Here is a 14,185-nt window from a genome sequence, read left to right as displayed (position 1 = left end):
AGAATTATTGTTCTGCTTACGATAAAAGAGATGGGGTTTGCTGGGGCTTACGTTTTTGCGAGCGTGAGTCAACTAGCATTGTCAAAGGCTTATGAAGAAGGCTATGCAACGCTCAAACTTTTTTAATTGGGATTGGCTGGAGGCGATGGGATTTGCTCATCTCCAACGAAACTGGCGACGTGAAGTTCGTTGGGTTGCCGCACTCTGTCTTACGATCCTTTGGAACTTGGCTTTGCCAATCGCGCTGGCATTTGGGTTCACTCCGTCTGTGGCTGCTGAACCTCTAACTGAAATGGCTCAAGCTACTCCGCGTGCCGTGACTCGGGGAAGTTTTGTGGCTGATGCGGTGAAGCGCGTGGGAACGGCAGTCGTTCGGATTGATACGGAGCGAACAGTGACCCGTCGGGCAATGCCAAATCCGATGTTTGATGACCCCTTTCGTCAGTTCTTTGGACAGGATGTGTTTCCTCAAGCACCGAGCGAGCAAATTCTGCGCGGACAAGGATCGGGGTTTGTGATTGATCAAAGCGGCATCATTCTGACCAACTCGCACGTCGTCAATGGAGCTGATAAAGTCACGGTGACGCTAAAGGATGGACGGGTATTTGAAGGAAAGGTGCGCGGCTCGGATGATGTCAGTGATTTAGCCGTTGTGAAGATTAACGGAACCGATTTGCCGTTTGCCGCATTGGCTGATTCCGATGAGGTTAGCGTTGGGGATTGGGCGATCGCAGTGGGGAATCCGCTCGGTTTGGATAATACGGTGACGCTGGGCATTGTGAGTACCCTGCACCGCTCTAGCGCTCAGGTTGGATTGGTGGATAAGCGATTAGACTTTATTCAAACGGATGCTGCCATTAATCCCGGTAATTCGGGAGGGCCATTACTCAACGATCGCGGAGAAGTGATTGGCATCAATACCGCAATTCGGGCGGATGCGATGGGAATTGGCTTTGCGATTCCGATCAACAAGGCGAAATCAGTTAAAGATGCCTTAGCGCGAGGCGAAAAGATTCCTCATCCGTATCTGGGTGTGCAGATGACAACCCTGACTCCAGAGATTGCTAGACAGAACAACAGCGATCCAAACTCAGCGTTTACCGTACCCGAAATCGATGGGGTAATTGTCGTGCGAGTGTTGCCCAATACTCCGGCAGCGAAGGCTGGAATTCGTCGAGGCGATGTGATTACTGAGATTGATCAGCAAGCGATTAAGACAGCCGATCAGTTGCAAACGATCGTAGAGAATAGCCGTCTAGGGCAAACGCTGAAGGTGCAAGTTCGTCGGGGCGACCAAACACAAGAGTTAGGCGTCAAAACGGCGGAACTGCAAAACAATAATGCGTAGGACGGGAAAGCATTAAGAGCGTTCATTGTGTTATCTAAGTGAGATCGAAATTTAGATGACGCATGAACGCTTTTAACATTCTCAGTTGTAGGCTCGTCACACGATTAGTCCGTCACTTTGAAGTGTTAACTAGAGAGAGAAGAATTGAGTTCCCCTTGTGCAGAAATCTTCAAGACACTTGGTTCAGATTTAGGCTCTGCTTGCTTAAGATTTAAGCACAGGCTTGATTGATTTTATTTCTGATCGACAGGTCCAAAAACCATTTGAACCACAAACGGTTTACCGCCCGCTTGATGATAACGGTCTGCCCATTGACGCAGAATCTCATCTAGTTCTTCTACCGCTTGGTCAATACGATCGCTAGGAATATCTAATTCTTCTAACACGCGGATCACTCGCCCTTGCCGACTGACCCAATCCTGCATCAGGCGAAAAAATCGCGCGGTATCTTCAATCATCACGTAAGCCCGTTCTTCCGGGTCATCCGGCACGTAATAAGAAGCGCGAGCCAGGGCATAAAACGGCATTCCCCAGGGAGAATCAATCCGAGTCACCGTTTTAGAGTAAAGCAGGCGACGCTTGATATGTTCTGCCAAGGCTTCACTCAGCGGCATTCGCTGCTCTTCCGGCAAATCTTCTTGCGAGCGGCTGTGAAGAAATTCAATTAAATCTAAAAACTGAAAGGAGTTGAGCAGCAGAGCATCTGGTAGGTTGGGCGGTAGCCTTTGCTCGATAATCCGCTTTTCTTCAGCGGTGAGGCTTGTACCTGGAATCCGCGATCGCCCAGGCTGCCAAGAATATTGCTCCAGCCAAACGTAGGGAAGCTGGATCAAGTAGCGCGGTTCTTGAGACCCTAACATTTTTAGCAACTTGCCTTCGGCCAGCGCTTTTCGCATTTCTTCGACGATCGCTTTAACCCGCTTTGGCTCAAGGTGATGCAAGTGCCCCGTCATTCGGAGGTTGCCATCTTGCTCTAAGTAAGTCATGTATATCGCGCATTTAGCGGCAGTGGCGGCGGCATCTAAAAACGCCCCGTGCCGATGTCCGCCCGTTCGCATAGCGCTGAAAGCAAGATACAACATGATCTGATCGATGGCGCTAGGGCTTAAGAGTTTGATCAGATCAAGATTGGTGGTCATGTTAGGTAGAGCAGTTAGCAACAAGGATACACCAATGGGCCAGTAATGACCCCAAAAACTTTAGTCAATACAATAACAGTTCTACTCCTGTGGAAGCTAAGTTTAAAAGTCAAATTATACAAAAGCGATCGCTCAGGAATGAAGAACGAAGTAACTTCTATTTATTCTATTTATCAATGGTGTTTCTACATCTCATAGCGTTCCCGATGAAGCAAGGAGTGAACAGGAATGAACTTAATGTTCGCCCATTTTACTAGCGGATGTAATCTTTTTGAAGGTTACATCCGCTAGTAGAACTATTCATCTTTGTTAGCTAAACTGGAGGAATTTTAACGGGACGAGCAGCTTAAACAAAACTTACTCAAGTTAGCTTGAGAAACGCCAAGTTAACGCTAGAATTTAAGACTATTACGCTTCGACTCGTCCGCTTCCTCGGTGGTCAAGATAACTCTTTTGGGACAGATTGGCTACATTGGATTGATTGGACGGAGAGGAGGAAAACTGAATCGCAAAAAATTCTGCGATTGCCGCTGTGCGGAACTCCGAAGAAACCGCGGAAGCTATAAACCAACCTGCTAACACAAAGGAAGTTTGAACACGCATAGAATTCAATCTGAATCAAGGATATAGTTCCTGATTCAGACAATTCCATAATGCGTCAGGACAAATCGCCTGAATTCGCTTAAATTCAGTAGCTTTGCCCAGTTGGAGATGACGTGCTTTGAGACTAACGCTGCTTAACCAAGAGATTCTACGCAAAGCCAACGTCCAGCGCTATTTATTCTACCAGAAAGGGTCAGTGATTGCTCGGTCGGATACTGCTTAAGCTGTGCGTCAATCTTGGCGTTGAGCGTGACGAGCGACCAAGGGTGATCCGTGTTTTCCACAGTCAGGCAATACGATTGGTCAGACTGCCGTTGAAAGATGCCAGAGACAATAGACGTGGGATAAGCGGTGCGGGGTGCAGAGTGGGGAGAGAGGGGGCAGTAGCCATTCGTGGGGTAGCTTTCGGGGTTATTGAGATAATAGTGTTGCCAGAATCGCCAGTCAGGATGAGCAGGCGGTAGGTTGAGCAAGGGAATGACGGCAGCAGGCGCGATCGCATCATCAATCAAGGCGTTTTGTAGCGATCGCACAGGTAAGTCTCGTGGCTGGCAATTCTGTTCAATGCAGAGTGCCGCTGCCATCCCCGCCGCTTGTCCAATGCCTAACACAAGCGGCTGTAGCCGCGTTGCCCCATTGGCAATGTGAGACACTGAAATATTCTTCTCACATACCAAAAATCCATCTACGGTAGCCGAGACGAGACTGCCATAGGGAATGGTGAACGGGGTTCCGGTGTAGCGTCCGCCCCAGCGCATCGATTTCGGCTTGAGCGGAATGTCGCCGCTTGGGTAGTGATGGTCGTTGGCGTAGTTGCCTATCGCGATCGCTTCACACCAAGTTTCTACGGTTTCGCAGCCCTCAGCGGTGATGGCGATGGGTAGAGGCGCAACAGCACCTTGCGGCAAAATATTTTGTTCTCGAACAGTGACTCGCCCGATGAGCCGACGACTCTCGCGGTAGTAGGGATGCAGCGCAAATGCCCCGCCCCCTAGACTCCCAGATTCGTTAGGAAATGCTGTTTCTGCTAAACCGTAGCGCCGACCCAGGTGAGTTTGAATGAAATGAGCAAAGCCTTGAGTGTGCCAAAGCGCCTCTTGAAGGAATTGATTTTTTAGCGTATTCGATAAAATAAGCCGTTCTACGCCTTCTCCGTAATCATTGCCTCGACCCGGAAAATTGATCATAAAGTGATCATTAGGTAAGCGCCCATACGTTAAGAAGCGATCGCTTCCGTACTTCTCCCAAGCCCCCACAAACTTCTCCGGGTCATAATTTGGAGGAGCCGGAATGGGGGGTGCGTCTTGTTCAAACTTGTTGAGCACAACCACCCAAGTCGGCGCTTGTACCGGATAACGTTCTGTCAAAGCACTGGGAGAAGCGGGCGCACTCGGCTCGTTCCACTCTGACTGAAACTCCCAGCCCCAGCGATGGGGAATGTTGCCGAGCGCCAGCAAATCTCCTAACTCTGTACCATCGATCGTAATCTTGGCGTAGACCGTCACATCCTGAAACCGGGCTCCAATGAGGCGACTGGCTTTGCCAAGCTCCGAAGGATCACTCTCTTTCAGAACTTCTACAGGAGTCTGACCTGAAATCCACTTGAGGTTGGGAAGTTCACTCACCCAATCGGCAAAAATTTCTGCTCCAATGCGGGGTTCATACGTAAAGAAACTAACCCAAGCATTGTCTAGTCCGCCTGCCTGCCGCTGCTCGAGCGATCGCAGAAATGCACCCCAAATTCCGGTCTGAAAGGCTTCTAGCTCATTGCCATCTGGCGCAGCAACGCCTGCACTCGTGAGCATTCCGCCGAGCCAAGCAAACTCACTCACTAAAATGGTGCTGGCCCCTCGCCGAGCCGCTTGAATTGCGGCGGCTGTCCCTCCGGTACCACCACCCACCACCAAAACATCTGTCTGAAGAATTTGCATATGTCTTAAAGACCCAAACCAACCGCTACAGAACAACAGCTAATGGTACAGTCACTATCAAAGGAGTTTTCAAGAAATTCACATGAAAGCGCAGGTGTTTCGAGGCGTTAACCAACTCAGCTACGAAGACGTGCCGTTACCTGAGATTGGCAATGATGAAGTATTGGTGCAGATTCGCGTGGTTGGGTTATGCCAGTCTGACATCAAAAAAATCAAGTACCCGCTCTATCAGCCGCCCAGAATTTTTGGGCACGAAATGGCGGGTACGATCGCGGCAGTCGGTGACCAAGTGAAGCACTGGACAGTGGGCGATCGCGTGGTGGTGCTGCATCATATTCCGTGTATGCACTGCGCTTACTGCCTCAATGAGAATTTTTCGATGTGCGATGTCTACAAGAACGTCACGACAACGGCTGGCTTTACGCCCAGTGGCGGCGGATTTGCTGACTATGTGAACGTTCCCGGTCATATTGTGCGAAATGGCGGTTTGATCGCGATTCCAGATGATGTGACGTTTGAACAGGCAAGTTTTGTCGAGCCAACCAACTGCTGTCTCAAAGCGGTGAAGAAAGCTCAAATTGCTCCGGGGCAAACGGTGCTGGTGACTGGGGCAGGACCGATCGGACTGATGTTCATCATGTTGGTGAAGCATTTTGGGGCGCGGGCGATCGCGACCGATTTAATTCCATCTCGCATAGAAAAAGCGATCAGTGTCGGCGCAGAAGCCGCCTTCGATGCTCGTGATCCAGAGTTGTCCCATAAAATTCAGGCGATGACAGGCGGCATGGGCGCAGATGTCACGCTGCTCGCCGTTCCCAGTGATAAAGCCTTTTTCCAAGCGTTGGACTGTACCCGCAAAGGGGGAAAAATTCTCTTTTTTGCCGAGTTTCCCGATGAATTAGAAATTCCAATTAATCCAAATCTTTTGTATCGCCGCGAAATTGATTTGATGGGCAGTTACAGCTCGTCTTACCGCGTTCAGGCGTTGGCAGCAGATATTGTGTTTAATCATCGAATCGATGTGGATGCTTTGATCAGCGATCGCTATCCGCTTCAGGAATTAGCGGCGGCTGTTGATCAAGCGATCGCGCCGACTCCAGAGACCTACAAAATCCTGCTCTACCCAAGGAACTCTTAGTGTCGCTGTAAACTGATGAAATGTAGCGCATTGAAGGATAGTTTGTGTCTGTTCAAGAGTTTCTGTTATTTCTCCTGTCACTGATTGCGGGTGTGAGCGGACAGTTTTTTTTGAAAACGGGCGCTCTCAAACTCGGCAAACTAACGGCTGGCAATGCTTTCAATCATGTCGTGAGCATTGCAACCACACCCGAACTAGTGATAGGACTAGCATGCTACGGCATTGGAGCAGTGTTGTATATTTTGTTATTGACTCGTGTGAAGCTCAGCGTTTTAGCTCCAGCAGTTGCGTTGCAATACATTTTTTCGGTGCTAATTGGTCATTTTGTATTTCGCGAGTCGATTCCGCTTGTGCGAGTGTTTGGGATGGCGTTTATTATCTGTGGTGTTGTTCTCCTTCTGGCCAAGGATTAAAGATACTGCCTAAGAATGTCAGCCGTTGTTGCAGAGGTTTTTTGCCAGCTAAATTGCGTCGCGCGATCGCGTCCTTTCTGGTTTAACTGAGCGCGGAGTCCTGAATCGACCGTGACCTTGTGCATAGCGTCTGCGATCGCGCTTAAATCATACGGATCAATTAATATGGCGGCATCACCGGCAACTTCAGGAATCGACGAGAGATTTGAGGTGATCACGGGCGTTCCACACGCCATTGCTTCGAGGACGGGTAAGCCAAATCCTTCCCAGAGGCTAGGAAAGACGAGTGCGATCGCGCCATTGAGCAAGCTCGGCAACTCTGCGTAGGGAACATAGCTCAAAAATTTGACCCGATTTGCCACGCCTAATGCTTTTGCCTGGGCTAACAAGATTGGAGTGTAGCGATCGTCTGGCGATCCGGCAATCCAGAGTTCGTACTCTTGATCGGGCAACGTTGCGAAAGCCGCGATCAGACGCTCTAAATTCTTATAAGGATCGTGGCGACCAACATAGAGAAAATAATTTTGAGTCGGTAAGTCTAGAAATCGAAAATGAGCTTCATCATACGAGATTGGAACGACTGTCATTTTTCGGTGAGAAATTTGATAGAAATTGAAGGCGTCATTTGCTGTCGCTTCCGAATCACACAATACATGCTCTGCTTGCTTTAGAACCTGTGGAATATAGTAACGGAAGTAGGATGTTAGCGGCGAGGTTCGACGCGGAAATCGTAGCGGAATCAAATCATGAAGCGTCACCACAAAACGGCAATTTGAAGATAAAGGCGCTTCAGGGATCGGCGAGAAAAGCAAATTTGCCTTAAGTTCTTTATAAATTTTAGGCAAGCTAAACTGATTCCAAAGAAGGCGTGAAAAATGCCCTTTTGTACCCTGATCCGGAGTTAGCTGATCGGAAATTTGATAACACCGAAAGTTTGATAAGAGTTTTCCTGTTAACAGAATTGGATTAAGCGATTCTAAGGCGGTCAAAAGGTTCTTAGCATACACCGTATGTCCTGTTGGTTTGGATGCTAAAAAAGATAAATTAACCAAGAGTTGACCAGACAAAATAAATTGAGAAGAGTTACGACATTAGAAGTCTATAAGCTTTTAGCGTTTCTTTTGCAGTATGGTTCCAAGAAAATAGTTTTGCTCGTTCTTTTCCTTTGGCAATCAAGTGATCTCGCAACGAAGAACTGCTAACCACTTGCAAAATTGCATCCGCTAAATCAGTCATTGCATCTGGTTCGACCAGCAGCGCGGCATCTCCTACCACCTCCGGCAACGAGGACGTGTTTGTTGTGACAACTGGCGCACCCAGCGTCATCGCTTCTAGCGCGGGCAAGCCAAACCCTTCGTAGTAAGACGGGTAAACAAAAACATCCGCTTTTGAGTAGAACAACGCGACTCGTTCATCAGAGAGATAACTGAGGTGATGAATGTCGCTTTGGTAGCGCGATCGCGCGATCCGTTCAAAGATCGATTGGTACAACCAGCCTTTCTGCCCAATCAACACCAGTTGATGCTCAAGGTGATATTTTTCCTTCAAATAATCAAACGCTTCGATTAATGTCGCAATATTTTTGCGAGGCTCAATCGTACTCACAAATAGAATATAGGGTTTAGAAAAATCGTAATCTACAGAAGTATCGGTCAGCGATTCCTTCAAAGGTATGCCTTGCGCTAACCGATTTCCATCTTCAACCAAATAGCGACTTGCCAGCGGGGTAACAAAAACTTTTTCTTGTGGTACCCCTAATAATTCAACAATATCTTGCTTGGAACTCTGAGAGATTGTTAACACCAAGTCAGTCCATTGAAGGCATCGTTTGACTCGTTCTGTATAGGCTTTAACAGTGGAATTTGTGAACTGAGGGTACTTCACAAACGTTAAATCATAAATTGATAAAACCCTCTTACTATCTTTAAATGGAAAAACCGTGTAGTTCGTTCCATGAAAAATGTCTGAAAAGCCAAAATAGTCTTCAAAATAGGGCAAGAATAATTGAGGAAACTTGATGAAAAGATTAGATGCTTTTACAGGCAGTGGAAATAGCCGCAGCCCTTTAAATTCTTTAAGTGGTTCTGGGCACGAAAAGTTACCTTTGAGCCAACCTTTTAGACTAATTTGATAAATAATATCAAGCGCAAACTCCTCTTGCGTCTCCTGCGTTAATCGTATCTCTTCTAATGCTCGAATTAAATTCACCACATAAAACCCAATTCCGCTTGGTTTCGGCAGAACAGGCGTTGCATCAATGGTAATTTTGAGCATCAGCAACTTTGAAAAACAACGTTTCTAATTTTCTCATCAGTTGGTTCACTGCCTAAGAAAACGTCAAAATCATTACTTCTCACTCAATCGTTTCAGATCATGGTCAACCATTAACTCTACAAGCTCCTCAAAGGAGTATTGAGGCTGCCAGTTTAACTGCTTGCGAATTTTGTCAATCGATCCGACCAACTGCACGGTTTCATCCGGTCGATAGAAGGATGGGTCAACAGAAACATAGTCTTCCCAATTCAAGCCAACACAGCGAAAGGCGCATTCCACTAATTCCCGTACAGAGTGAGTTTCACCACTGGCAATAATAAAATCATCAGGTTTATCTTGCTGCAACATAAACCACATCGCATGAACGGCATCTTTGGCATAACACCAGTCTCGCCTAGCATCAAGATTTCCAAGTTTAAGGTCTTGGCTCATGCCTAGTTTGATCATGGCAGCGGCGTGAGTAATCTTGCGAAACACAAACTCTGTCCCTCGGCGAGGCGATTCGTGGGTGTAAGTGATGCCGCAACAGGAATACAACCCATATTTCTGACGGTAGTTAATGGTCATCCAGTGGGCGTAAGCTTTAGCGACACCGTAGGGATTACGAGGACGAAAGGCGGTTTGCTCGGTTTGAGGTGATTCGTCTGGTTGCCCGAAAACTTCACTACTAGAGGCTTGATAAAACCGAGCATCCGGTTTACAGCGTCGAATTGATTCGAGTAAACGAGATACCCCCAAGGCAGTATATTCTGCTGTCAAGGCAGGCTGAGTCCAGGATAGAGGCACATAGCTTTGAGACGCTAAGTTGTAAATCTCGTCTGGACTAGATTCGGTGATCACGTCCATCAGCGAGGACTGATCGAGGAGATCGCCAGAGAGAATCTCAACTTTATCAGCAAGGTGATTGATGCGATCGAGGTTGCCAGAACTCGATCGACGAACCAGCCCGAAGACTTGGTATCCTTTTTCGACAAGCAATTCGGCTAGATACGAACCGTCTTGTCCTGTTAATCCTGTAATGAGAGCTTTTTTTTGCACTTGTCTCTTTGCGATGTAAACTTTTTAGCAATGAAAACTATGGGAACACTGTAGCTAGAAAGCAGCCCCTAACTCGAAAAGAAATTGAACTGTATTGAATTATTAGTTTAAATTGAATTAGTTTAAGTGTCATCGCGGACGCAGCAAATGTAGAACAAATAAGAGTTTTGAGGGTTGTCATTTAGACCCGGATTTCTAGTTGCTTCGTCTACTATGAATGTGTTCCTATGAACAGATTCAGAAAAATCAATCACTCCTTTAGACTCAATTACTTTAAAGTGGTGCTTCTTGAGAAGTTCAATCATGTCTTCATAGCAGTACTCAATCTTGTGCTCTGGATGAATGTAGTTATTAGGGCACTGCAGCTGAGTCACTTGACGATTAGGAGTATCAAACGCGAACTTTCCGCCTGGCTTTAATAATCGGTAGACCTGATCGAGGACAACTTCAGCCTCCTCAGTAGTAATATGTTCGATCGATTCTCCTGACCAAATTAGATCGAAAGTTCCAGCTTCAAAGCAAGACAAATCTGCCATGCTCCGGTAGACATACTCAATTTCACAATCGCCATAGTTTAGCTTATGAGGGGCATGGTCAACTGGAAACATTCGCTCACTGGGCGGTAGATCGACAATGTACAATTTCTCCGGCAAATAGGGGTAGCCGAAATTCAACAGTGCGCCCCTTGAGTCATCATGATGAGCGCCTCCGATATCTAGAATTATTTTTGCTTCGGGCAACAGAGTTTGCACCATCTCTAATCTTGACTGATGAAAAATTTGGTGCAGCGAAGCGCTATCTGCTCGAATTTTAAACTCATCCGAACTAAACAATGCTTTCACAAGTTCTAACCGAGGAAGCCCATTCTGTAACTGAGGAAGCCAGCCCGATACCCCTATTGGATCAACTTCACGCTCAAACAAAACCTGATATGCCATTGTTAGAAAGGCTTCGTCTGAAACGCTAGAAGGCTCTTCCTTCAAACGTATAAACGTTTTTCTCAACGCTGTTGCCCAAGCTCGGAAACTGCTCTTTTTTTCAGTTAGACGCATTGTTTAGTGCCTCAATTAAACGTTGCTGTACACTCTCAGACGTAAAGTTTGAAAAAACATATTTCTGAGCCAATCGACTCATGTCTTCTGACTGAGGTTGATCAGAAAGTAGCTCTTGAATACTATTTGCAAAACTTTGATAGTCACTATAAATCTTTCCACCCCCACTGTGCGTAACGTGCTCAACCAAAACTTGACACACACCATTAGCTAATATAGGCGTTCCTTGAGCCATGGCTTCTAGCGCGACGATGCTGAAGCTTTCATAAGGTGAAGGCATGACAAACAGAGCGGCTCCTGCCATCAGTTTAAATTTTTCTTCAGATGAAACGAAACCTCGAAAGTCAATGTCTTGATGCTTGGGAATCCGCATATAGTCTTTCCCAGTTAAGACTAGCCGCACATTCGAGGGATGCTCTTTCTTAAATTGAATGAAAAAATCAATCAGTTCTTGGCACCCTTTACTGGGATCGATCCGACCACTGTAAAGCAGGTACGGGTACTGGGCTTGGTAGGGCGATCGCGGCTCAGTATCAATCGCCATGGATACGAGTTCTCCCGGTAATTCTCCCCACAATTGCCGACCGACTTCTCGCTCTGCATTCGTTAGCCAGAGGAGCGATCGTACTCGCTGAACCATATACTTATAGGCTGACAGATAAGCAACAGGTTCATCATGAAGTGTCGGTGCAATGAACACTTTAGAAGGTGGAACCTGAGGCACACCGAAGTAGGTAGTGGGATATAAATAAGTAAAGAAAATAATGGCTTGATAGTCTTGCCAATGTTGGTTCAGAAAAGCATAGAGATCTTTGCAAAAAGGTCCTTGATGACGAATGAATTCTTCTTGTAAGGCAACACTCCAAAGAATGCGCTCTCTAGACGGGTCCGCTGAGGGGGTGTCATTTCCCACCCAACGATGCTTTTCAAACTCGCGCAGCAAACGAGCATGAAGTTCATGCCAATAGGTACTACGAATCAGCGTTACCGGAAAGCGATGAATGCAAATGCCTTCACGAATCTCTCGTCCTACGGGCAAAACGTTTTTCCATTCAACGTAATCAAGTGCCGTCGTTGTTAGTAAATCAATTTGATAGTGGTCTTTCAGCAGCGTTGCCCACTGCCACGCTAATGCTTCTGAACCGCCAACGATACTCTCGTGGCAACGCTGAACAACGAGGGCAATTCGATTCATGCTAGATGCTGAATAAAGGCCAGAAAACGAGCTTCTAATTTTTGATAACTAAACATCTCTTGATACCGTCGCCAGCCCAACTCTCCTAAACCAATGCGAACGGTTTCGTCATTTGCAATATGGTCAAGTGAACCTGCTAGAAGATATGAATCAGGCTGATCCCAAACTAATCCAGCTTTTCCAACGGTCGAGGGAATGGCTGTTGAACCATAGGCCACTATTGGTAGCTTCAGGGACATGGCTTCGACTAGCGGTACACAGAATCCTTCATGATCACTCGTAATCATGAAAACATTAGCAATTAAATAATATGCCTTGAGCGCTTCAGCTGACACGCCTCCTGTAAAGATAACGGCTTTTTCTAATCCTAAATCTTCAACTCTTCGATGCAAAAATCGGTTATAGGTTTCCAGCCTCTCATCTTCTTTTCCAACAATTAGAAGCCGGCTATTCCGGTTGTAGATTTTGTAATAAACATTAAATGCGTCAAGCAGCGCTAAATGCCCCTTATTTGGAACAAGACGACCTACCATAAGAATATTAAACATGCCATCTAAGAACTGATCTAAAACAGTTAAATCAGCATTTCCATAATGGCTTTGCTCAATCCGGTGGAACGGTGGTAAAACAAAACTCTTTGCTTTGGGTACACCCAGCGCCTCTAACTCACGAGCATTGTATTCGGAGTCAGATAAATAAAGCACATCTGATTGACTAGCAACCAGTTTCAGTTGTTCTCTGCCTGCTTGACAAGCATTGACATAATCTACACTAATGCTTTCAAAATACTTAGCAGGTGTGACATTGTGATATTTGACAATCTTTTGACACTCCAGAGTTTGAAGCAACTGCAAGCCAGAATCCCAGCCCACCGAGAAGTGATAAATCAGAATACTAGAAGGATTGGTAAGAAAATTTTGAATTTCGCTAGCATGCTTTACATCAACTGTAGAAACGCTCCAAGTTTCTGCAAAAAGTTGAGCATTGTACCCTTGCTTAGTTAGGGCATCGCACATACCGATTGCATCGTGTCCGACCGCATCTCTTTCAAGAAGGCAGGGCGTTAGGATCGCAACATTAATCATAATTGTAAGAGCATACCCTTGCGGAATTTAAGAGTTGTAGAACTTTCTGTCTCACTATACCGAATGATGTAACAGTTGTAGTATTTAAAGCTGCTGTACTCAGGACTTTTTCCAACTATTAAAAATCTTTAAGAAGCTCAATGTTGGCTTAAATCCCCTCCTTAGTGACTGTCATATTCAGCAAGAATTGGATGCTTATGTGGTTCTTCAAGACGTTCTTCTAAAGCAGTGGCTTGGCGTTGTACATCGTTTAGCTGTTTCTGTAAATCTATAATCTGTTGAGCTAGTTGATGATTTAGAACCAATGATTCTCTCATTGCATAAATTATTGAGAGATTGACAGCTCTCTGCTCTTTGAATAGGAAATGATAAACTCGTAGACAAAATCGCTGTAATCGCCGACTGAGATTAAGTGGAAAGCGGTTCAGTTTGGTTGGAAGATCGCGGCGGGGTTGGGATTTTTCAGTGGCAGCATTAAGGAGCGTCTCAATGTGGCTTAGTCGTAGTGCAGTGCCGATCGTTAGGGAACTACTTTGGATCGGGTAAGAGACACTATGTTTTCGGTGGGCAACATCTTCTTTAATCTTTTGCATCAATTCATCTACGTCAATCTCGGAATATTTTTCTGTCGTCATGGTTGCCTCGCGAAACTAACTACCAAAATAATTTATGCACCCTGCGATCGTTAATCTGAAGAATTATCAGGTCGCGCTAGCGTCAAAAACTTGGGATCATCATCAAAAATTTTACATCCCCCATAATACTTGTTTTACTCGTAACCAAAAAGCTCTCAACTTCCAGAACTTAGTGCTCTCCATGGCTTGAACATGCTCATGCAAACGTTGAACTTGCTCATGTAAATCGGATACTTTTGCTTGCGTGTGGTGAAGCTGCTGTTGAGAGTGCTCAAATTCTGCTTGCGTGTGGTGAAGCTGCTGTTGAGAGTGCTCAAATTCTGCTTGCGTGTGG

General features: G+C 46.1%; 13 protein-coding genes and 1 pseudogene. 3 read left to right on the top strand and 11 right to left on the bottom strand.

Features of this window, described 5'->3' with window-relative positions; genetic code table 11:
* Positions 1-103: 103 nt before the first annotated feature.
* Positions 104-1,348 carry an HhoA/HhoB/HtrA family serine endopeptidase gene (locus AC5I6P_RS21165; RefSeq protein WP_495695743.1) on the top strand — a complete coding sequence of 415 codons (1,245 nt, stop codon included), beginning with the start codon at positions 104-106 and terminating at the stop codon, positions 1,346-1,348.
* 233 nt (positions 1,349-1,581) lie between these two features.
* Here the strand turns inward: AC5I6P_RS21165 and hetR are convergent, their stop codons facing one another.
* The 3 genes from hetR to AC5I6P_RS21150 all read right to left on the bottom strand — a co-directional run bounded on the left by hetR (position 1,582) and on the right by AC5I6P_RS21150 (position 5,021).
* On the bottom strand, positions 1,582-2,487 hold the full coding sequence (gene hetR / locus AC5I6P_RS21160) for a heterocyst differentiation master regulator HetR (protein WP_495695742.1): 906 nt from the start codon (positions 2,485-2,487) through the stop codon (positions 1,582-1,584).
* 408 nt (positions 2,488-2,895) lie between these two features.
* Complete coding sequence (locus AC5I6P_RS21155) at positions 2,896-3,090, bottom strand: hypothetical protein (protein WP_495695741.1); 195 nt, start codon at positions 3,088-3,090, stop codon at positions 2,896-2,898.
* A 134-nt stretch (positions 3,091-3,224) separates the two neighbouring features.
* Positions 3,225-5,021: an FAD-dependent oxidoreductase gene (locus tag AC5I6P_RS21150; protein ID WP_495695740.1), complete on the bottom strand. Its 1,797-nt coding sequence runs from the start codon at positions 5,019-5,021 to the stop codon at positions 3,225-3,227.
* Between the two features lie 82 nt (positions 5,022-5,103).
* Here AC5I6P_RS21150 and AC5I6P_RS21145 point away from each other — a divergent pair, with 82 nt between their 5' ends.
* Both AC5I6P_RS21145 and AC5I6P_RS21140 read left to right on the top strand, forming a co-directional pair.
* Positions 5,104-6,159: a zinc-dependent dehydrogenase gene (locus tag AC5I6P_RS21145; RefSeq protein WP_495695739.1), complete on the top strand. Its 1,056-nt coding sequence runs from the start codon at positions 5,104-5,106 to the stop codon at positions 6,157-6,159.
* A gap of 44 nt (positions 6,160-6,203) precedes the next feature.
* Positions 6,204-6,572, top strand: coding sequence for a DMT family transporter (locus AC5I6P_RS21140; RefSeq protein ID WP_495695738.1), 369 nt, complete (start codon positions 6,204-6,206; stop codon positions 6,570-6,572).
* Here AC5I6P_RS21140 and AC5I6P_RS21135 read toward each other — a convergent pair.
* From AC5I6P_RS21135 to AC5I6P_RS21100, 8 genes and pseudogenes are all read right to left on the bottom strand, one after another.
* The gene (locus tag AC5I6P_RS21135; RefSeq protein WP_495695737.1) at positions 6,569-7,624 is read right to left on the bottom strand and encodes a glycosyltransferase family 4 protein; all 1,056 of its coding nucleotides are present in this window, start codon (positions 7,622-7,624) and stop codon (positions 6,569-6,571) included. The two genes, AC5I6P_RS21140 and AC5I6P_RS21135, sit on opposite strands and share 4 nt — an antisense overlap.
* Before the next feature lie 31 nt (positions 7,625-7,655).
* Positions 7,656-8,846 (bottom strand): glycosyltransferase family 4 protein, encoded by a 1,191-nt coding sequence (locus AC5I6P_RS21130; protein WP_495695736.1) that lies wholly within the window; start codon positions 8,844-8,846, stop codon positions 7,656-7,658.
* A gap of 72 nt (positions 8,847-8,918) precedes the next feature.
* A complete protein-coding gene (locus AC5I6P_RS21125) occupies positions 8,919-9,884 on the bottom strand; it encodes a GDP-mannose 4,6-dehydratase (RefSeq protein WP_495695735.1) in 966 nt (321 codons plus the stop codon).
* Between the two features lie 122 nt (positions 9,885-10,006).
* Positions 10,007-10,936 carry a class I SAM-dependent methyltransferase gene (locus tag AC5I6P_RS21120; protein ID WP_495695734.1) on the bottom strand — a complete coding sequence of 310 codons (930 nt, stop codon included), beginning with the start codon at positions 10,934-10,936 and terminating at the stop codon, positions 10,007-10,009.
* Positions 10,923-12,131, bottom strand: coding sequence for a glycosyltransferase family 4 protein (locus tag AC5I6P_RS21115; protein ID WP_495695733.1), 1,209 nt, complete (start codon positions 12,129-12,131; stop codon positions 10,923-10,925). The genes AC5I6P_RS21120 and AC5I6P_RS21115 overlap by 14 nt, the downstream gene beginning before the upstream one ends.
* Positions 12,128-13,216 carry a glycosyltransferase family 4 protein gene (locus AC5I6P_RS21110; RefSeq protein ID WP_495695732.1) on the bottom strand — a complete coding sequence of 363 codons (1,089 nt, stop codon included), beginning with the start codon at positions 13,214-13,216 and terminating at the stop codon, positions 12,128-12,130. The genes AC5I6P_RS21115 and AC5I6P_RS21110 overlap by 4 nt, the downstream gene beginning before the upstream one ends.
* Positions 13,217-13,377: 161 nt before the next feature.
* On the bottom strand, positions 13,378-13,851 hold the full coding sequence (locus AC5I6P_RS21105) for a hypothetical protein (protein ID WP_495695731.1): 474 nt from the start codon (positions 13,849-13,851) through the stop codon (positions 13,378-13,380).
* Between the two features lie 111 nt (positions 13,852-13,962).
* Positions 13,963-14,185: pseudogene (locus AC5I6P_RS21100) on the bottom strand (hypothetical protein); the annotation flags it as partial.

It is taken from the genome of Myxacorys sp., assembly GCF_059501405.1.
The sequence above is the reverse complement of the archived record's forward strand: the minus strand, read 5'-3'. Positions and strand labels throughout refer to the sequence as shown.

Bases quoted from the DNA above. Each gene is read 5' to 3' on its own strand.
- AC5I6P_RS21165 (WP_495695743.1), top strand. From the start codon at position 104: ATGCAACGCTCAAACTTTTTTAATTGGGATTGGCTGGAGGCGATGGGA.
- hetR (WP_495695742.1), bottom strand. From the start codon at position 2,487: ATGACCACCAATCTTGATCTGATCAAACTCTTAAGCCCTAGCGCCATC.
- AC5I6P_RS21155 (WP_495695741.1), bottom strand. From the start codon at position 3,090: ATGCGTGTTCAAACTTCCTTTGTGTTAGCAGGTTGGTTTATAGCTTCC.
- AC5I6P_RS21150 (WP_495695740.1), bottom strand. From the start codon at position 5,021: ATGCAAATTCTTCAGACAGATGTTTTGGTGGTGGGTGGTGGTACCGGA.
- AC5I6P_RS21145 (WP_495695739.1), top strand. From the start codon at position 5,104: ATGAAAGCGCAGGTGTTTCGAGGCGTTAACCAACTCAGCTACGAAGAC.
- AC5I6P_RS21130 (WP_495695736.1), bottom strand. From the start codon at position 8,846: ATGCTCAAAATTACCATTGATGCAACGCCTGTTCTGCCGAAACCAAGC.
- AC5I6P_RS21120 (WP_495695734.1), bottom strand. From the start codon at position 10,936: ATGCGTCTAACTGAAAAAAAGAGCAGTTTCCGAGCTTGGGCAACAGCG.
- AC5I6P_RS21115 (WP_495695733.1), bottom strand. From the start codon at position 12,131: ATGAATCGAATTGCCCTCGTTGTTCAGCGTTGCCACGAGAGTATCGTT.
- AC5I6P_RS21110 (WP_495695732.1), bottom strand. From the start codon at position 13,216: ATGATTAATGTTGCGATCCTAACGCCCTGCCTTCTTGAAAGAGATGCG.
- AC5I6P_RS21105 (WP_495695731.1), bottom strand. From the start codon at position 13,851: ATGACGACAGAAAAATATTCCGAGATTGACGTAGATGAATTGATGCAA.